16 protein-coding genes, 1 pseudogene and 1 riboswitch are annotated in these 18,002 nt (G+C 66.7%); of the genes and pseudogenes, 11 read left to right on the forward strand and 6 right to left on the reverse strand.

The window, feature by feature from the left end:
* A partial coding sequence (locus tag VGG53_RS13170; RefSeq protein ID WP_331518502.1) for a heme-binding protein occupies nucleotides 1-371 on the reverse strand: 371 nt, incomplete at its 3' end.
* A gap of 209 nt (nucleotides 372-580) precedes the next feature.
* On the reverse strand, nucleotides 581-1,372 hold the full coding sequence (locus VGG53_RS13175) for an MBL fold metallo-hydrolase (protein WP_331518503.1): 792 nt from the start codon (nucleotides 1,370-1,372) through the stop codon (nucleotides 581-583).
* Nucleotides 1,373-1,418: 46 nt separating this feature from the next.
* Here VGG53_RS13175 and fgd point away from each other — a divergent pair, with 46 nt between their 5' ends.
* The 4 genes and pseudogenes from fgd (at nucleotide 1,419) to VGG53_RS13195 (ending at nucleotide 6,637) form a co-directional block, all read left to right on the forward strand.
* Nucleotides 1,419-2,429, forward strand: a complete 1,011-nt coding sequence (gene fgd / locus VGG53_RS13180; protein ID WP_331518504.1) for a glucose-6-phosphate dehydrogenase (coenzyme-F420) — start codon at nucleotides 1,419-1,421, stop codon at nucleotides 2,427-2,429.
* 7 nt (nucleotides 2,430-2,436) lie between these two features.
* Entirely contained in the window at nucleotides 2,437-4,524 is a 2,088-nt protein-coding gene (pta, locus tag VGG53_RS13185) for a phosphate acetyltransferase (RefSeq protein ID WP_331518505.1), read from the forward strand.
* Nucleotides 4,517-5,659, forward strand: a complete 1,143-nt coding sequence (locus VGG53_RS13190; protein WP_331518506.1) for an acetate kinase — start codon at nucleotides 4,517-4,519, stop codon at nucleotides 5,657-5,659. The genes pta and VGG53_RS13190 overlap by 8 nt, the downstream gene beginning before the upstream one ends.
* Nucleotides 5,660-5,724: 65 nt before the next feature.
* Nucleotides 5,725-6,637 (forward strand): annotated as a pseudogene (locus VGG53_RS13195) (endonuclease domain-containing protein).
* Here VGG53_RS13195 and VGG53_RS13200 read toward each other — a convergent pair.
* Genes VGG53_RS13200 through glnX form a run of 3 tightly spaced genes read right to left on the reverse strand, consistent with a single transcriptional unit; the run spans nucleotide 6,542 to nucleotide 11,141 of the window.
* Nucleotides 6,542-8,797 carry a serine/threonine-protein kinase PknG gene (locus tag VGG53_RS13200; protein ID WP_331518507.1) on the reverse strand — a complete coding sequence of 752 codons (2,256 nt, stop codon included), beginning with the start codon at nucleotides 8,795-8,797 and terminating at the stop codon, nucleotides 6,542-6,544. The pseudogene VGG53_RS13195 and the gene VGG53_RS13200 sit on opposite strands and share 96 nt — an antisense overlap.
* Nucleotides 8,797-9,825 carry a glutamate ABC transporter substrate-binding protein gene (locus VGG53_RS13205; protein WP_331518508.1) on the reverse strand — a complete coding sequence of 343 codons (1,029 nt, stop codon included), beginning with the start codon at nucleotides 9,823-9,825 and terminating at the stop codon, nucleotides 8,797-8,799. Before VGG53_RS13205 ends, VGG53_RS13200 begins: the two co-directional genes overlap by 1 nt.
* Nucleotides 9,822-11,141 carry a protein kinase G-activating protein GlnX gene (gene glnX, locus VGG53_RS13210; RefSeq protein ID WP_331518509.1) on the reverse strand — a complete coding sequence of 440 codons (1,320 nt, stop codon included), beginning with the start codon at nucleotides 11,139-11,141 and terminating at the stop codon, nucleotides 9,822-9,824. Before glnX ends, VGG53_RS13205 begins: the two co-directional genes overlap by 4 nt.
* 162 nt (nucleotides 11,142-11,303) lie before the next feature.
* Here glnX and VGG53_RS13215 point away from each other — a divergent pair, with 162 nt between their 5' ends.
* Nucleotides 11,304-11,927: an NUDIX hydrolase gene (locus VGG53_RS13215; RefSeq protein WP_331518510.1), complete on the forward strand. Its 624-nt coding sequence runs from the start codon at nucleotides 11,304-11,306 to the stop codon at nucleotides 11,925-11,927.
* Here the strand turns inward: VGG53_RS13215 and thiE are convergent.
* On the reverse strand, nucleotides 11,899-12,567 hold the full coding sequence (gene thiE / locus VGG53_RS13220; protein WP_331518511.1) for a thiamine phosphate synthase: 669 nt from the start codon (nucleotides 12,565-12,567) through the stop codon (nucleotides 11,899-11,901). The two genes, VGG53_RS13215 and thiE, sit on opposite strands and share 29 nt — an antisense overlap.
* Before the next feature lie 24 nt (nucleotides 12,568-12,591).
* Nucleotides 12,592-12,699: riboswitch (TPP riboswitch) on the forward strand.
* On the opposite strand from thiE, the gene thiO reads away from it, so the two are divergent.
* From thiO to VGG53_RS13250, 6 genes are all read left to right on the forward strand, one after another.
* Nucleotides 12,690-13,706 carry a glycine oxidase ThiO gene (gene thiO, locus VGG53_RS13225; protein ID WP_331518512.1) on the forward strand — a complete coding sequence of 339 codons (1,017 nt, stop codon included), beginning with the start codon at nucleotides 12,690-12,692 and terminating at the stop codon, nucleotides 13,704-13,706. It overlaps the preceding riboswitch by 10 nt.
* The gene (gene thiS, locus VGG53_RS13230; protein WP_331518513.1) at nucleotides 13,703-13,900 is read left to right on the forward strand and encodes a sulfur carrier protein ThiS; all 198 of its coding nucleotides are present in this window, start codon (nucleotides 13,703-13,705) and stop codon (nucleotides 13,898-13,900) included. Before thiO ends, thiS begins: the two co-directional genes overlap by 4 nt.
* On the forward strand, nucleotides 13,893-14,660 hold the full coding sequence (locus VGG53_RS13235) for a thiazole synthase (protein ID WP_331518514.1): 768 nt from the start codon (nucleotides 13,893-13,895) through the stop codon (nucleotides 14,658-14,660). The genes thiS and VGG53_RS13235 overlap by 8 nt, the downstream gene beginning before the upstream one ends.
* Nucleotides 14,657-15,427, forward strand: a complete 771-nt coding sequence (locus VGG53_RS13240; protein WP_331518515.1) for an SGNH/GDSL hydrolase family protein — start codon at nucleotides 14,657-14,659, stop codon at nucleotides 15,425-15,427. Before VGG53_RS13235 ends, VGG53_RS13240 begins: the two co-directional genes overlap by 4 nt.
* Nucleotides 15,428-15,500: 73 nt before the next feature.
* Nucleotides 15,501-16,460, forward strand: a complete 960-nt coding sequence (locus tag VGG53_RS13245; RefSeq protein WP_331518516.1) for an anti-sigma factor RsbA family regulatory protein — start codon at nucleotides 15,501-15,503, stop codon at nucleotides 16,458-16,460.
* A 51-nt stretch (nucleotides 16,461-16,511) separates the two neighbouring features.
* On the forward strand, nucleotides 16,512-17,999 hold the full coding sequence (locus tag VGG53_RS13250) for a M28 family metallopeptidase (RefSeq protein ID WP_331518517.1): 1,488 nt from the start codon (nucleotides 16,512-16,514) through the stop codon (nucleotides 17,997-17,999).
* Nucleotides 18,000-18,002: the final 3 nt, after the last annotated feature.

Consider the following 18,002-nt stretch of genomic DNA (forward strand, 5'->3'; position numbering starts at 1 on the left):
TAGGCCGACTGCAGATCTGGCGACAGCACCGTGGTATTGCACTGGCGCTGAGTGTCACCGATCGGCGCGAGGATTCCTCGCAACTCCACGTACTCCTGCGGGTGCTCGGTGAAGTAGCCGCGCAGATCCGTCGCCGCCTGCGGACGCGGCTCATTCTTCGCCGCGGTCACTACCGCGTTGGCGCCTGGGTGATTGTTCAGATACTGGGTGGCCGAGCCCGTCACCGAACTGACCGTGTTGCTCACCCCGGCGGCGCTGCAATCGGGGGCAGCCCACGCCGACGGCGCGGCAACCGTGGCAACGGCCAGACCGGCGAGCAGAGACACGCCGGCGGCTTGCCGACGCGCAGTCTTACCACTGAATTTCGTCATTGTTTGGGTTCCTTGAGGTCGCACTGACGTAACAGGTTGCCGAGACCCAAAGTCCAAGGTACGCATCGGCGAGGCGAGGTGACGTTTGCCGAACACGTCGGAACCGTTCGTGGGCAGTGCGTTTCAGGTTTCTGGTGTGAACTGAGTCGCAGATGAGGCGGCTTTCGCTAAGTAACCTACAAGAGCCGGGCTTCCGTTCTTAAAAAACGTCAGCGTCTCTTAAAGAATTGTGACGTGAGTCGTGACCCAATTGTGACCGGTAACTGCGCCAACGCGGTCGCTTGTTTGGCAGCCTCGCGAATCGGCCCGCGCCACAAGCCGCCGTGGCCGGGTATCAGAATCTCGGTATCCAGCAGCGCCAGCGCCGCCAGGCTGCGGATGCAGCCGTCCTGGTCGTGGCTGAACACCGCCGGCAACAGCTGTGGTCCGTTGTGCGACAACAACGGATGCCCGGTCACCAACGCGTCGCCGCTGGCCAGGACGCCGCCGACCAGATACGAGCAGTGACCGCCGGTGTGGCCGGGGGTGGGGATGGCCATCGGGTGCCCCGGCAACCCCGCCGCCACCTCGGCGGTCAGCGGCTGCGCGGTCGGGATGCCCTCGCGACTCAGCCCGCCGTTGCGCACCACATGAGCGCCCCACAGCGCCCACCGGGGACGCCAGATCCGCATAGCGACATCGATCGGCGAAGCCTGCTCCAGATACTCCCGCTTGGCGTGGCCGACCTCGTCGGGATGGCAATACACCGGGGTGCCATGGGTTTTGGCGAACCAGATCGCCGAACCCAGGTGGTCGATGTGCGCATGCGTCAGCAGGATGGCGCGGACGTCTTCGGCCTGGTATCCCAGTTGCCGTAGCGAGGCCAGCACGTCGTCGCGATCACCCGGATATCCGGCATCGATCAGCATGACCCCGCTGTTGTCGCTGACGAGCAACCAGTTCACCGCCCCGCCCTGGACGAGGTGGACGGTCTCGGTGACGGCGTTCAGCACCGGTGCCATGTCCCAGAGTCTAAGCAACGGGAGATAGTGGAGTAGAAACGACAGCGTGGCTGAACTCAAACTTGGATACAAGGCGTCGGCGGAGCAGTTCGCGCCGCGGGAACTCGTCGAGCTGGCGGTCGCCGCCGAAGCACACGGTATGGACAGCGCAACGGTCAGCGACCACTTCCAGCCGTGGCGCCACGAGGGCGGCCACGCACCGTTCTCGCTGGCCTGGATGACCGCGGTCGGCGAGCGCACCAAGCGGCTGCAGCTGGGCACGTCGGTGCTGACGCCGACGTTCCGGTACAACCCGGCCGTCATCGCGCAGGCCTTCGCCACCATGGGCTGCCTGTACCCGGACCGGATCTTCCTCGGCGTCGGCAGCGGGGAGTCGCTCAACGAGATCGCCACCGGTTATGAGGGGGAGTGGCCGGAGTTCAAGGAGCGCTACGCGCGGCTGCGCGAATCGGTGCGGCTGATGCGCGAGCTGTGGCTCGGCGACCGGGTCGACTTCGAGGGCGAGTACTACCACACCAAGGGCGCCTCGATCTACGACGTGCCCGAGGACGGCATCCCGATCTATATCGCCGCGGGAGGCCCGCAGGTGGCCAAGTACGCCGGGCGCGCCGGCGACGGCTTCATCTGCACGTCGGGCAAGGGCGAGGAGCTGTACAAGGACAAGCTGATTCCCGCCATGCGCGAGGGCGCCGAGGCCGCGGGCAAGAACCCCGACGATGTCGACCGGATGATCGAGATCAAGATTTCGTACGACACCGATCCTGAGTTGGCACTGGAGAACACCCGGTTCTGGGCACCGCTGTCGCTGACTGCTGAGCAGAAGACCAGCATCCACGACCCGCTCGAGATGGAGAAGGCCGCCGACGAGCTGCCGATCGAGCAGGTCGCCAAGCGCTGGATCGTGGCATCGGACCCCGACGAGGCCGTCGCGAAGGTCAAGGACTACGTCGACTGGGGCCTCAACCATCTGGTGTTCCACGCGCCGGGTCACGACCAGCGCCGCTTCCTGGAGCTATTCCAGAAGGACCTCGAGCCGCGGTTGCGACGGCTGGGCTGATACCGCGATGCCCAACGTCTCTGGGCTCTACATTGCGGCGCCGGAGGGAGACACCGGCAAGTCGACGATCGCGCTGGGGATCTTGCATCGGCTGGCCGCCACGGTGGCCCGGGTCGGCGTGTTCCGGCCGATCAACCGCTCGAGTGCCGCAGACGATCGCGACTACATCCTGGATCTGCTGCTGGCCCACAGCACCGCAGGCCTGCCCTACGAATGCTGCATCGGCGTGACCTATCAGCAGTTGCACGCCGATCGTGACGCCGCCATTGACGACATCGTCGAGCGGTATCACGCGATGGCCGCGCAGTGCGACGCGGTCGTCATCGTCGGCAGTGATCATAGCGACCTGATGGAAGGGGCCAGCCCGGCCGAGCTGAGCGTGAACGCGCGCATCGCGGTCAACCTCGGCGCGCCGGTGGTCTTGGCGGTGCGGGCCAAGGGTCGCAGCACCGAGCAGGTTGTGCACGTTGTCGAGGTGTGTCTGGCCGAGCTGAGCGCCCAGCGCGCGCATACCGCGGCTGTGGTAGCCAACCGTTGCGAGCCGGCACAATTGAGTTCGATCACCGAGGCGTTGCGCCCACTCGCGCCGAGGACGTATGCGGTGCCTGACGATCCGCTGCTGGTGGCGCCGACGGTGTCCGATCTGCAGGCCGCGGTGAACGGCACATTGGTCAGCGGTGACGCTGCGCTGATGAGCCGTGAAGCGATGGGCGTGATTGTCGCCGGCATGACGGCCGATCACGTGTTGGAGCGATTGAGCGATGCCGCCGCGGTGGTCACGCCGGGCGACCGTTCCGACGTGGTGCTCACCGTCGCCAGTGCCCATGCCGCCGAGGGCTTTCCGTCGTTGTCGTGCATCATCCTCAATGGCGGGTTCGAGTTGCATCGGTCGGTCGCGGCGCTGGTGGCCGGGCTGCGGTTGCGGCTGCCGATCGTCGCCACCACACTGGGTACCTTCGATACGGCCAGCGCGTTGGCGTCCGCCCGCGGCCGCGTCACCACCGCGTCGCAGCGCAAGATCGACACCGCACTGCAACTGATCGAGAGCCATGTCAATCTCGCCGACCTGTTGGCGCAGTTGGCTATTCCGATCCCAAAGGTGACTACACCGCAGATGTTCACCTACCAATTGCGCGAGCGGGCCCGCTCGAATCGCAAGCGCATTGTGCTGCCGGAGGGTGACGACGATCGGATCCTGAAATCGGCCGGCCGACTGCTGCAGCGGGGCATCGCCGACCTGACCATTCTCGGTGACGAGAGCCAGATCCGCGCCCGCGCAGCCGAACTCGGCGTCAACCTGGGCGATGCCGCGGTATTCGATCCGCGCACCAGCGATTTGTGCGGCCAGTTCGCCGAGCAGTACGCCCAGCTGCGCGCAAAAAAAGGCGTGACGGTCGAACAGGCCCGCGAGATCATGCACGACGTGTCTTATTTCGGCACCATGCTGGTTTACAACGGCATGGTCGACGGGATGGTGTCCGGTGCGGCGCACACCACCGCGCACACTGTTCGCCCGGCCTTCGAGATCATCGGCACCGTGCCGGGCATCTCGACGGTATCCAGCGTGTTCTTGATGTGCTTGCCGGATCAGGTGCTGGCGTACGGAGACTGCGCGATCGTCCCGGACCCGACGGTCGACCAACTTGCCGACATCGCGATCAGCTCCGCGCAGACCGCCGCGCAGTTCGGCATCGAGCCACGAGTGGCCATGCTGTCATACTCGACCGGCGAGTCCGGCACCGGCGCCGACGTCGACAAGGTCAGGGAGGCAACCGAATTGGTTCGCAGCCGGGCGGCGCAGCTGCTCGTCGAGGGCCCGATCCAATACGACGCCGCGGTCGAGCCCTCCGTTGCGGCCACGAAGATGCGCGACTCACCAGTGGCCGGCCGGGCCACCGTGCTGATCTTCCCCGATCTGAACGCCGGCAACAACGCTTACAAGGCTGTGCAGCGTAGCGCGGGCGCTGTTGCGATCGGCCCGGTGCTGCAGGGCTTGAACAAGCCGGTGAACGACCTGTCTCGCGGCGCTTTGGTCGAAGACATCGTCAACACCGTCGCGATCACCGCCATCCAAGCGCAGGGCGGCGATGACTAGCACAGTGCTGGTGCTGAACGCCGGCTCGTCGTCGCTGAAATACCAACTGATCGAGCCTGATTCGGGCGAGTCGCTGGCGGACGGGACCGTCGAGCAGATCGGTGAGCCATCGTCGCCCGTCGCCGACCACGGTGCCGCGCTGCAGGTGGCATTCGAGAAGCTATCCGACGACGGCATCGATCTGGCGGACTGCGGGCTCGCCGCGGTCGGGCACCGGGTCGTCCATGGCGGCTCAATCTTTTACCAGCCCACCCTCATTGACGACTCGGTCATCACAGAACTCAAGGAGCTGTCGGTGCTGGCCCCGCTGCACAACCCACCCGCCATCCAGGGCATCGAGGTCGCCCGCAAGATGTTGACCGAGGTGCCGCACGTCGCGGTGTTCGATACCGCGTTCTTCCACAATCTGCCCGCTGCTGCTGCGACGTACGCGATCGACCGAGAACTTGCAGAGAAGTTTCGCATTCGGCGGTACGGATTTCATGGGACCTCGCATCGCTACGTCAGCGAACAGGCTGCGGACTTCCTGGGCCAACCGTGGGAGAAGCTGAATCAGATTGTGCTGCATCTGGGTAACGGTGCGTCTGCGTCGGCGATCGCCGGCGGTCACCCGGTGGACACCTCGATGGGATTGACCCCGTTGGAGGGCCTGGTGATGGGCACCCGCAGCGGTGACATCGACCCGGGCATCGTGAGCTACCTGCATCGCGAGGCCGACATGAGCGTCGACCAGATCGAGTCGATGCTCAACCACCACTCCGGAGTACTCGGCCTGGCCGGGGAGCGGGATTTCCGCCGGCTGCGGGAGATGATCGAATCGGGCGACAGCTCAGCGCAATTGGCCTATGACGTGTTCATCCACCGGCTGCGCAAGTACATCGGCGCGTACCTGGCGATCCTGGGCCGAACGGATGCCGTGAGTTTTACCGCGGGTGTCGGAGAAAACGCTGCCGCGGTGCGCCTCGATGCCCTGACCGGTCTGAAAGGGCTGGGCATCGAAATCGATGAGCAACGAAACGCGCAGCCCGGCAAGGGTGCCCGCCGAATTTCCAGCGACGCCTCGCCGATCACCGTGCTGGTGGTTCCGACGAACGAAGAGCTCGCGATCGCCCGCGACTGCCTGCGAGCGATCTAGACCCTGTGGACAACGGGAAACGCGATTAGCGCTACCCGTGCGAGCCTTCAGCCGTGCGGCGCGACATGGCAGAGCCTTTCCTCGGCAGTGAGGCGTTGGCGTATGGTTCGCTCAACCGGCATCAGCTAAGGACGCGGAACCGGCTTGTGTTCCCCAATGTCTACCTCTCGAAGCAGAGCCGGCTGTCGCTCGACCGCCGAATTGCGGCAGCCTGGCTGTGGGCGCGGTGCGAGGCGACCATCGCCGGGCTGGCCGCTGCTGCGTTACACGGCGCTAAATGGATCGACGACGACGTCACCATCGAGCTCATCTATTCCAACAATCGTCCTCCATCAGGCATGCTGACCCGCCCCGACGTGGTGCTCGACGGCGAAGTCACCTCCGTCGACGGGCTGGCGGTCGCCACACCGGAGCGCACGGCCTTCGACATCGGGCGCCGCGAACCGCACCGCGTGGCCGTTAGCCGACTTGATGCACCCGCACGCGCAACGGGTCTCAAGCTCGACGGTGTCATGTCCGTCGCTGAGCGTCACGCCGGCGCGCGCGGACTGCGAAATCTCGAGACGGCCGTTGAACTCGTCGACGCAGGTGCGCAGTCGCCACAGGAAACCTATCTGCGGTTACTTCTCATCGAAGGCGGCTTGCCACGACCACGAACCCAGATTCCCGGTGCCGGCCGGCCAGGAGACGTATTACCTCGACATGGGCTGGGAAGACAGCATGGTCGCCGTCGAGTACGACGGCGAACACCATAGAACCGATTTGCTGCAATACCGCAAGGACATCCGACGGCTGGAGGCGCTACAACGTTTGGGCTGGATCGTCATCCGGGTAGTCGCAGGACACCATCCCACCATGACCCTGCGACGGGTGCGTAGCGCCCTAAAACGTGCTGGTGGGCCGCACCCGGTTGGCCATGTCGACCAGCTTGTAGCGGTGCGCCTGGGTAGGAGCTGCGCGGGCCAGCCCACGCAATGACGCCTCGACGCCGAGCCGCAACCCGTGTTCGGTGAACGGAAAGCCGAGAATGTGATTGGTGCTGGCCTCGTGGTCGCCGAGCCAATCCAGGGCACTACCGAGCACCAGCGCGCGAATCTGCAGCACCCGCGGCTCGGTGGGCGGCAGGGCCTCTACCCGCCGCGCGGCATCGCGGATCTGATCTTCGGTGATTTCACTGGCCGACCGGCCGGACAGCAGCGTCACCGCGCTGGTGAGTCGTGCGGTGGTGAAATACCTTGAGGTCGCCGGTACTTCGTCGAGCGTGCGCACCGCGCCGCCCCGATCTCCTTCGACCGACTGCGCCCTGGCCAGCCCGAAGGCCGCCGATATCACCCCGTCGTCGGTCTTCCAAACCCCTGCGTAGTACTTGTGTTCGTCTGAGCTGCCGGCCAATTCGGCGGTCGCGGCCAGGGCCATCTTGGGCGCCAATTCACCGGGGAAGGTGTCCAATACCTCGCTGAAATGCTTGCTCGCAGAATCGTAGTCGCCGGTCAGCAGTTCGGAGACGGCGCGGTACCAGACCAGTCGCCAACGCCAACCGACCCGCTCGGCGAGGTCGTCGAGCTTACGGGTGGCTTTTGCGACATCGCCAAGGTCCAGTAAGGCCCTTACTTCCATCAACGGCAGCTCGACGGAATCCGACAAATCGATATCGTCGGAATCCATTGCGCCGTGGCGGAATGCGCGCAGTGAATCCAGCGTCTGAACCGGCTGAGACAGCACGGTCGCCTGGAGCAGCGGCGCAGCGACGTCGGCCGGATCGACCAGCGGTACCTGCAGCGCGGTGACGATCTCCTTGGCGGTCAACTTTTCCGAATGCACATGGCCGTCCAAGTACACGTCGGTGTGAGCGACCAGCAACGATTCCCCGAACGTCGAGCGGCTGCGGGAGAAGATCGTCGACAAGCCTGGCCGCCGAACACCGGTGTCCTGTGCGACCACCTCACGGAGCACACCCGAGAGCTGGCCGGACATCTCCTCGGCGCTGACAAATCGCCGCCGCGGATCCGGATCGATTGCGCGACGCAGCAACCGGCCGAACGAGTCATATTTGGCGAGCACCGGGTCATCTTCGGGAAGCCCGTCGACGTAGCGGCCGGAGCGGGCGCGCAATTTCAGCGTCAGGGCCGCCAGCGTGCGGCCGACCGTGTAGATGTCGCTGGCCACTGTCGGGCCGGTCCGCACGATCTCGGGCGCCTGGTAACCGGGTGTGCCGTAGAGGTAGCCGAACGAGTTGATCCGGGTCACGGCGCCCAGGTCGATCAGTTTGAGTTGCTCTTCGGTGAGCATGAGGTTTTCCGGTTTGAGGTCGTTGTAGACCAAACCGATGGAGTGTAAATAGCTCAGTGCCGGAAGGATTTCCAGCACGAAGGCGATGGCCTCGGCGACGGGCAGCTTGTCGCCCTTGCGCCGTTTGAGCGACTGCCCACCGACATACTCCATGACGATGTAGCCCACGGGCTCGCCATGCTGGTCGGTGTGCTCGACGAAGTTGAAGATCTGCACGATCGACGGGTGCACCACCTCGGCGAGAAATCGCCGCTCGGCCATCGCGATCGCTTGGGCTTCGGCGTCGCCGGAATGCACCAGGCCTTTGAGTACCACCGGGCGATCGTTGACGTTGCGGTCGAGTGCCAGGTAGACCCAGCCCAGCCCACCGTGTGCGATGCAGCCTTTGATCACGTACTGGCCGGCGACGACGTCACCCGGATTCAGTTGCGGCAGGAACGAATACGGACTCCCGCAAAAGGGGCACCAGCCTTCGGACAGCGCCTTGCTGTCCTTGCTGGACCGGCCGACCGGCCGTCCACAGTTCCAGCAGAACCGTTTGGATTCCGGCACAACCGGATTGGGCATCAACGCTTCGAGCGGATCGATGTCGGGTACCCGCGGGATCTCGACCAGTCCACCGCCCAGCCGTCGCACCGGGGCCCGCGTCGCCGGCTTCACCCGCTCCCGCGGCGTGGTGTCGGCAGCGTGCAGACCCGTGTCGTCGTCGTCGAAGTCAGGCCGGAAGATCGCCTGGGTGGCCACCGGTCGGCCCTGAGAGGACGAGTCCACCATCGAGTCGGCGGGCTGAGTACCCGGGCCGACGTCGTCCGGGTCCTGGCTTTCCGGGTCCACCGGGTGCTCGGTCATCAGTCCTCGTACCTGGGGCTCGGCGGGGCCGGTGCGAGCCCGAGCACGGTCAACCACTTGCGGTACAACGCATTCCAGGTGCCGTCGCGGCGGACGCGCTCGAGGGTGCCGTTGACGAAACGAACCAGTCCGGTGTTGTCCAGCTTGACCCCGACGCCGTAAGGCTGGGTGCCCATATTGGGTCCGACGATGTGCAGATATGGGTCCTGAGAAACCAGCCCGGCCAGAATGGAGTCATCGGTGCTGACCGCGTCGACCTGGCGCTGCTGCAATGTCACCAGGCAGTCGGCCCAGTTCACCACCTCGACCAGGATCGGCGGCGGCGAGATCTCCCGGATCCGATGCAGCGACGTGGTGCCCTTGGCCACGCAGACCCGCTTTCCGGACAAGTCGGCCGGCTTGGTGAGAGGGGAGTCGCGCGGGGCCAGGATGCGCTGGGCGGCGTCGAGGTAGACGGTGGAGAAGTTGACTTGCTTGCGCCGATCGCAGGTGATGGTCATCGTCTTCACGACGATGTCGACTTCCGATTTCTCCAGCGCGGTGATGCGCTCGTCGGACGACAGAATTCGGTACTCGACTTGCGATGGGTTACCGAAGATGTCGCGTGCCACCTCGCCGGCGATGTCGACGTCGAAGCCGACGATTTCACCGGTGATCGGGTCACGGAAGCTGAACAGGTTGCTTCCGATGTCCAGGCCGACGATCAGCCTGCCGCGGGCGCGAATACTGGCCACCGCGGCGTCGGCGTCGGCCGAGTTGTCGAACGGGCGCAGGCTGGCGGTGGGGTTGCAGTTGTCGGCGGAGTTGTCCGGCGGCAACGGTGGCTGCGGCGGCATCTCCTGCATCCCGGCGGGCGTGGGCGGCGGCAGCGTCGGCGCGGGCGCCACCACCATCCCTCCCGACTCGCTGCAGCCCGCCAGCACCGTGGCGATCGCCAGCGCGGCGAAGCCGCGCGCAGCGGGTCGCCACGAGAGACCCAAGCCGATCGCCAGCGCGGCGCACAGGATCCGGAGCGGGCGGGTCCTCATCGGTACTCGCTCAGCCGCGGCCACAATCCAAGAGCGACGGCCAGGGCCGCGCCCAAGCTCAGCACCACGCCGCCGACCGTGGCCCCGGACAGTCCGCGACGCGCGTTGAGGATGTCGTCGCGCAATTCGTGACGACTCTGCTCCATGGCCTTCACCAGCGCGCGATCGAGCTTGTCGAAGGCGGGGGTGGAGTCGTTCTCGCCGCTGCCCAGAGCGACCTGGGTGGCGGCCCGATAGTTGCCGACGGAGATGTAGGCGTTGATTCGATCGTCGGCCCGCCGCCACTGAGCCAGCAGTTGAGCGGCGCCCTGCAGATCGCTCTTGTCGACGGCGTCGCGACGACCGAGGTATTCGTCGAGCTGCTTGTGCATGGCGTCGATGCGTTCGTAGAAGGATTGCTTGCGGACCTCTTCGTCCCCGCGCCGGATCAGAGACAGGGTCTCGTCGGCTCGCGCCTGCTGCGCACTGATGGACATGTTGGTGATGGTCTTCAGTGACTCTGCCGCAGTGTTTTTCGCACTGCGGCTGCCGCCGGTGGATATCGCGAGCGCGGTTCCCACCCAAACCACCATAACCAGAATCGCGAGGGCACCGGCGACAAGACCGGGGTTGATTCGCCGATTGGTGTGCCGGGCCAGCCAGCGGTGGGAGAAGGAGCCAAAAACTGCCGTCGCGATGACGACGAGGATCACTGGAGCGGGGATCTGGGTGGACGCCGTGGTTTCGGTGTCCACCCGCTCAGAGGTTTCGCTGTAGAGCCGGGCCGCATCGGGCAGGATCTTCGACTGCATCAGCGTGGACGCCTCGGACAAATAAGACGAGCCGACCGGGTTGCCGGCCCGGTTGTTGGTCCGCGCGATTTCGATCAGCCCGGTGTACACCGCCAACTCCGCGTTGACCCGCCCGAGCAACTGCACCAACGGCTCATCGGTCAAACCGCTCGATGCCCGGGTCACCGCCACCGCCGCGTCGGTGATCGCCTGCTCGTAGCGCTGCCGGACGGTGCGCGGCTCGGCCTGGGCGATGAATGCGGTCGCGGCCGCCGCGTCGGCCACCGACAGCGTGGTGTAGAGCCGCCCGGCCGCGAACGCCAGCGGCTCGGTGTGACTCAACACCATGGTCAGGGCGTGCTGTCGCTGGTTGATGGTGGTCGAAGTGGCGAACGCGCTGAGCCCACCGAGGATTGCCAAGACCAGACCGATGGACAGGATGCGGCCCGGCGTCGTCGCGACGAACCACCAGCGGGGGCGGGCCGGTTCGATCGGCGACCGCGAACCCAGGGGCTCAGTCGACGGGTGCGCCAACTCAACGGTCACGTCTGTTCGGGCCTCATCTGTCGGGCGTGCGTGTCAGAACTCAATAAGTGAAGTCTAAGAGCGTTTTCCTGAGATGCGGGGAACTGCCCGCTCAGGTTTGCCGACTCGTTATCCACCCGCTACATGCGCAGCGCCGTCGTCGGGTCTGCTTATCCTGAACGCGTGCGTGGCGACGGTGACGGATGGGTGGTGTCCGACACCGGCAATCACTACTGGGGTCGGTACGGGGCGGCCGGCCTGTTGGTCAGGGCGCCGCGGTCCGACGGCACACCGGCGGTGCTGCTGCAACACCGGGCGCCGTGGAGTCACCAGGGTGGCACCTGGGGTCTGCCGGGCGGTGCCCGCGACAGCCATGAGAGCGCCGAGCAGGCCGCGGTCCGGGAAGCTCACGAGGAGGCCGGCCTGCCCGGCCAGCTGCTGTCGGTGCGGGCAACCGTGATCACCGCCGTCGCGAGCGGCACGCACTGGACTTACACCACCGTCGTCGCCGACGCGGCTGACCTGCTGCAGACCGTGCCCAACTACGAGAGCGCGGAGATGCGCTGGGTCGCCGAAGACGAAGTGGCCGAGCTGCCGTTGCACCCCGGCTTCGCGGCGAGTTGGCAACGACTGCGGACAGCACCCGAAACCCTGCCGTTAAGCGATGACGACCGGTTGCGGCGCGATCTGCCACGCACGCTCGAGATCGAGCAGGGCATCTTCGTGTGGTGCACGGCGGGCCAACCGGATCAGCCGCCGTCGCAGCTGAGCTCCCGGATCAGCTCGCTGCTGCAAGTGCCGAGCTGAGCTGCTCGGCCGCGGCCCGCGGATCCTCGGCGGCGGTGATCGCCCGTACCACGACGATTCGCCGCGCGCCGGCCGCCAGCACATCCGGCAGCCGAACCGCGTCGATGCCGCCGATGGCGAACCAGGGTTTGTCGCAGGCCAGCGCGGCGACTGCCTGCACCAGCGCCAGCCCGGGCGCCGGGCGTCCGGGCTTGGTGGGAGTCGGCCAGCACGGCCCGACGCAGAAATAGTCGACGTCCTCGGTGATCGCCGAGCCGACCTGCTGACGATCGTGGGTCGATCGGCCGATCACCGTGCCGGCGCCGACGATGTCGCGCGCGACCCGAAGCGGCAGGTCATCCTGGCCCAGGTGCAGCACGGCTGCGCCGGCGGCGCGGGCGACGTCGGCCCGGTCGTTGACGGCCAGCAGGGCACCGTGCCGGCGCGCGGCGTCGGCGAGCACCTCCAGCGCCGCCAGTTCGTCGCGAGCCGGCAACGGGCCCAGCCGGTGCTCACCCACCGAGCCCTTGTCCCGCAGCTGAATGATGTCAACCCCGCCCGCAAGGGCGGCATCGGCGAATTCGGCCAGGTCGCCCCGATCGCGGCGGGCATCGGTGCACAGATACAGCCTGGCGTCGGCGAGCCGATCACTTTCGTGCACACCGAGACGCTAACGACTACCGTGGTGAGTCGACACGGGAGTCCCGGGAACGGGGTCTGAGAGTGGGTGCGCCGCCCTTACCGTCGAACCTGATCCGGATCATGCCGGCGAAGGGAGCGAAGATGCCACCGGACTCGGGATCGCTGGCCGTCATCGGCGGCGGCGTCATCGGGCTGTCGGTGGCACGCCGCGCGGCCCAAGCGGGTTGGTCGGTGCGGGTGCATCGCTCCGGGCAACCCGGTGCGTCGTGGGTGGCTGCCGGGATGCTGGCGCCGCACAGCGAAGGTTGGCCCGGCGAAGAGCGATTACTGCGGCTGGGCCTGGACTCGCTGCGGCTATGGCAGCAGGGCGGATTCACCGACGGCCTGCCGGAACAGGTGATCACCGCGCGGGAGTCATTGGCGGTCGCCGTCGACCGCGCCGATGTCGCCGAGCTGCGCACGGTTGCCGACTGGTTGTCCGCGCAGGGTCACCCGGTGATCTGGGAATCGTCGGTACGTGACGTGGAACCGATGCTGGCGCAGGGCATTCGGCATGGTTTCCGGGCGCCCACCGAGTTGGCCGTCGACAACCGAGCCCTCATCGACGGACTGTCGGCGGCGTGCGAGCGGCTCGGCGTCGAGTGGGACGGGCCGGTTGCTGATCTGAATTCTGTGCGGGCGGACGCGGTCGTGATCGCCAACGGTATCGACGCCCCCGCCTTGTGGCCCGGTCTGGCGATCCGGCCGGTGAAGGGTGAGGTGCTCAGATTGCGCTGGCGTAAAGGATGTATGCCGTTGCCGCAGCGGGTAATTCGGGCCCGGGTGCACGGACGCCAGGTGTATGTGGTGCCACGCGCCGACGGCGTGGTGGTCGGTGCTACCCAGTACGAGCACGGCCGCGACACCGCACCGACGGTGTCCGGTGTGCGGGATCTGCTCGATGACGCCTGCACCGTCATGCCGGCACTCGGCGAGTACGAACTGGCGGAGTGCCTCGCCGGACTGCGACCGATGACGCCGGACAACCTGCCGCTGGTGGGGCGCCTGGACGCCCGGACGCTGGTCGCTGCCGGCCACGGCCGGTCCGGTTTCCTGTTGGCGCCGTGGACGGCCGAACAGATTGTGTCCGAACTCATTCCGGTAGGAGCTCATATATGAGGGTCAGCGTGAACGCTGAACAACACGAGGTCGACGACCGGACGACGGTTGCGACGCTGCTGGAGTCGCTGGGTTACCCGGACCGCGGCATTGCGGTCGCGGTTGACCAAGCAGTTCTGCCGCGATCCGACTGGGTCACAACGCTTTCCGACGGTGCGAATATCGAGGTAGTGACGGCGGTGCAGGGTGGCTGATTCAAAACTGACCATCGCCGGGCGCAGCTTCGCGTCGCGGTTGATCATGGGCACCGGAGGCGCGACCAACCTTGCCGTCCTCGAGGAGGCACTGGTCGCCTCCGGTACCGAGCTGACCACCGTCGCGATGCGCCGCGTCGACGCAGTGGGCGGCACCGGCATGCTCGACCTGTTGAGCCGATTGGGTATTGCGCCGCTGCCCAACACCGCCGGTTGTCGCGGCGCCGCCGAAGCGGTGCTGACCGCGCAACTCGCGCGCGAAGCGCTTGGGACCGAATGGGTCAAGCTGGAAGTGATCGCCGACGAGCGCACACTGCTGCCTGACGCTATCGAATTAGTCCGTGCCGCAGAGCAATTGGTCGACGACGGGTTTACCGTGCTGCCATACACCAACGATGATCCGGTGCTGGCCAAACGTCTGGAAGACACTGGCTGCGCGGCGGTGATGCCGCTCGGTTCCCCGATCGGCACGGGCTTGGGCATCGCCAACCCACACAACATCGAGATGATCGTCGCTCAAGCCGGTGTTCCGGTCGTGCTCGACGCCGGCATCGGCACCGCCAGCGACGCCGCGCTCGCGATGGAGTTGGGCTGCGACGCGGTGCTGTTGGCCACCGCGGTGACCCGCGCCGCCGATCCGCCGGCGATGGCCGCTGCGATGGCCGCCGCTGTCACCGCGGGATACCTGGCCCGGCGGGCCGGGCGGGTCCCGAAGCGGTTTTGGGCGCAGGCGTCGAGCCCCCTCGGCGACGATGCATGACCCGGCGGTATGTGGCGCTTGGCAGTTCGATGGCGGCCGGCCCCGGCATCCGGCCCGCCGCCCCGGGTGCGCCGTTCGGGTCAGGCCGGTCCGCGCGCAACTACGCCCATCTGGTCGCGGACCGACTGAACCTCGCCTTGGTCGATGTCACCTTCTCCGGTGCCACCACGGCGCACCTGCTCGCTGAGCGACAGCGGAGGGCCCGGCCGCAGATCGACGCGCTGGACGGCACCGAGGAGCTGGTGACCATCACGGTCGGCGGCAACGACGTCGGGTACGTGCCGCTGCTGATGGCTGCGTCGCTGCCCGCGTTCGCTCGCCGGCTGGCCCCGCTGGCCGGTCGCGTGCGCGAGCTGTTCGACCGCGACGCCCGCGAGCAGGCGCTTGACGGGATCGGTGCGTCGTTGTGCGCCGTCGGCACCGCAGTGCGCCGGCGGGCCCCCCGAGCACGGGTGCTCTTCGTCGACTACCTCACGCTGTTGCCCGCGGAAGGCGTCGCTGCCGCACCGCTTTCGGCGGAGCACGCCGATCTGGGTCGATTCATCGGCACGCGCCTGGAAGAGGCCACCGCGGCGGCGGCGCAGGCCACCGGCTGCGAGCTCGTGCGCGCCGGGCACGCCAGCCGGAACCGTCATGGCTGGTCAACCGACCCCTGGGCGGCGGCTGCGGGGTTGCCGTTGCCGTGGCGTCCGGCGCCGTTCCATCCCAACGCCGCGGGTATGCGGGCGGTGGCCGATCTGATTCTGGAGCAGACCGACGCCGACTGATTAGGTTTTGGGGGCCTGGGTAAATCTAACCAGGCAACTACGCAGGCGAGCACGGCAGGATTAATCCGTCGACATGACAGCGAGAACACCCGTGCACCGCCGGGGCTACGACCATTCGGCGCTGCTGTATTACTCAGACCGCGAATATGTGGACTGGCTGGTGCAATTCATCGGCGACGGGTTGGACCTGCTGGAGCCCGTCTTGGTCGCAGTCCCCGGGGACAAATTGGCATCGCTGCGCAGCGCATTGGGCGACGCGGCCGCCGATGTGACGATGGCTGACATCACCGATGCCGGCCGCAACCCGGGCCGCATCCTCGCGGGGCAACTGGCTTTCGTCGAACGGCATGCGGGGCAGCATGTCCGGGTTATCGCCGAACCGGCCTGGGCAGGCCGGACTGAGTCCGAGTATCTGGCGTGCATGCAACATGAAGCCCTGGCCAACCTCGCGTTTGCGGATTCGGAGGTCACCGGGCTGTGCCCGTACGACGCGTCTTGCCTGGATGAAAGTGTGTTGGCCGACGTCCGCCTCACGCATCCCGACATCTGGCTGGGCGGATCCCGACGACACTGTCCGGAATACGCGGTCGACACCGCACTCGATCAGTGCAACCAGCCGTTGACGACCAGCCCGGCCGCAGTGACGCACACTGTGGTGCAAGCCGCGGACCTGGCCGGCGCCCGCAGGTGTGGTGAACGCTATGCCCGGCTGCTCGGGATGCCGGCCGACCGGGTCGCCGACCTGTTGCTGGTCGCCACCGAGCTGGCGACGAACAGCCTCGACCACGCCCGGAGCGCGTGCCGAATGGCGTTCTGGTACGACAGCGGATGCGTGGTCTGCGAGGCGCGCGACCTGGGCTACTGGGCCGACCCGCTCGCGGGGCGTCGACCACCTGCTGCGGGTCGCTCCGGTCCTTATGGGCTTTTCGTGGTGAACGCGATCGCCGACTTGTTGCGGACGTACACGACGTCCGCCGGTACCACGATCCAGGCTTATGTCCGGCTCGGCAATTCCTCCGAAGTGACCGGCTGACGTGCCCTCCTGCTGGCTGCAATTCGACGCGTGCGTCTAACCTGGGCCGCGATGATTAACAAATCAACACCGACGCTGGTCGCCGTTGCGGCTCTGATGTTGGCAACTGGCGGGTGCGCGTCGTCCGATTCCGCAAATTCGATGAAACCGATATCGGGTCCGGACTTCGCCGCCGCTCTGCGCGGGCGGGTCAGCGCCGACGCGATGATGGCCCACTTGACGAAGCTGCAGGACATCGCCAATGCCAATGGCAACACCCGCGCGGTCGGCACGCCGGGCTACGACGCCAGCGTCGACTACGTCGTGAGCAAGTTGCGGGACAAGGGTTTTGACGTACAGACCATGCAGTTCGACGCGCACGTGTTTCACGCCGAGCCGGGGTCGGTGACCGTCGCCGGCAAGAAGTTCGATGCGCGGGCGCTGGAGTACAGCCCGGCCACCCCGCCGGCCGGGGTGACCGGTCCGCTGGTGGCCGTCCCGGTCGACGCCAGCCCGGGCTGCAACGCCGCCGACTACGACAACCTTCCGGTCAGCGGCGCCGTGGTGCTGGTCGATCGTGGCACCTGCCCGTTCGCCCAGAAGGAGGGCGCGGCCGCACAGCGCGGCGCCGTCGCGGTCGTTGTGGCCGACAATGTCGTCGAGGAGCAGATGGGCGGCACCCTCGGCGAGGCCACCGACGTGAAAATCCCGGTCGTCAGCGTCACCAAGGCCGACGGTGCACTGCTTCGGACCGATGTGGGCCCTGCGACGGTGCAACTCTCCGCGGAGACCAAGACCATCGCGGCCCGCAACGTGATCGCGCAGACCAAGACCGGGTCGACGAGCGATGTGGTGATGGCCGGAGCGCACCTCGACAGCGTTCCCGAGGGGCCGGGCATCAACGACAACGGGTCCGGGGTGGCCGCCGTCCTCGAGACCGCGCTGCAATTGGGCAGCGCGCCGGGGATCCACAACGCGGTGCGATTCGGCTTCTGGGGTGCCGAGGAACTCGGGCTGATCGGATCGCGAAAGTACGTCGAGTCGTTGAATATCGACGCGCTCAAAGACATTGCGCTGTACCTGAACTTTGACATGCTCGCCTCGCCGAACCCGGGCTACTTCACCTACGACGGGGATCAGTCATTGCCGGCCGACAAGCGGGGCAGTCCGGTGGTGCCCGAAGGCTCCGCCGGAATCGAGCGCTCGCTGACGGCCTACCTCAACTCCGCCGGCAAGACACCACAGGACACGTCGTTCGACGGCCGGTCCGACTACGACGGCTTCACCTTGGCCGGCATTCCGTCCGGCGGGTTGTTCTCCGGCGCCGAGAACAAGAAGTCTCCAGAGGAGGCCAAGCTGTGGGGTGGCGCGCCGGACCAGCCGTTCGATCCCAACTATCACAAAAGCACTGACACCTTGGAGCACATCGACCGCGCCGAACTCGGCATCAACGGCGGTGGTGTGGCCTATGCGACCGGTCTGTACGCCCAAGACCTGTCCGGCCGCAACGGTATTCCGGTCCGTGAGGACCGGACCCGTCACGAGCCCAACAAGAAATGAGTG

Source organism: Mycobacterium sp. (genome assembly GCF_036490025.1).
GTDB lineage: Bacteria > Actinomycetota > Actinomycetes > Mycobacteriales > Mycobacteriaceae > Mycobacterium.

What these genes read in the sequence shown, in the direction of transcription:
- VGG53_RS13175 (WP_331518503.1), bottom strand. Translation starts at nt 1,372, where the DNA reads ATGGCACCGGTGCTGAACGCCGTCACCGAGACCGTCCACCTCGTCCAG.
- VGG53_RS13240 (WP_331518515.1), top strand. Translation starts at nt 14,657, where the DNA reads ATGACCCGGCGGTATGTGGCGCTTGGCAGTTCGATGGCGGCCGGCCCC.
- thiO (WP_331518512.1), top strand. Translation starts at nt 12,690, where the DNA reads ATGCCACCGGACTCGGGATCGCTGGCCGTCATCGGCGGCGGCGTCATC.
- VGG53_RS13245 (WP_331518516.1), top strand. Translation starts at nt 15,501, where the DNA reads ATGACAGCGAGAACACCCGTGCACCGCCGGGGCTACGACCATTCGGCG.
- VGG53_RS13190 (WP_331518506.1), top strand. Translation starts at nt 4,517, where the DNA reads ATGACTAGCACAGTGCTGGTGCTGAACGCCGGCTCGTCGTCGCTGAAA.
- pta (WP_331518505.1), top strand. Translation starts at nt 2,437, where the DNA reads ATGCCCAACGTCTCTGGGCTCTACATTGCGGCGCCGGAGGGAGACACC.
- thiS (WP_331518513.1), top strand. Translation starts at nt 13,703, where the DNA reads ATGAGGGTCAGCGTGAACGCTGAACAACACGAGGTCGACGACCGGACG.
- VGG53_RS13250 (WP_331518517.1), top strand. Translation starts at nt 16,512, where the DNA reads ATGATTAACAAATCAACACCGACGCTGGTCGCCGTTGCGGCTCTGATG.
- VGG53_RS13200 (WP_331518507.1), bottom strand. Translation starts at nt 8,797, where the DNA reads ATGACCGAGCACCCGGTGGACCCGGAAAGCCAGGACCCGGACGACGTC.
- VGG53_RS13205 (WP_331518508.1), bottom strand. Translation starts at nt 9,825, where the DNA reads ATGAGGACCCGCCCGCTCCGGATCCTGTGCGCCGCGCTGGCGATCGGC.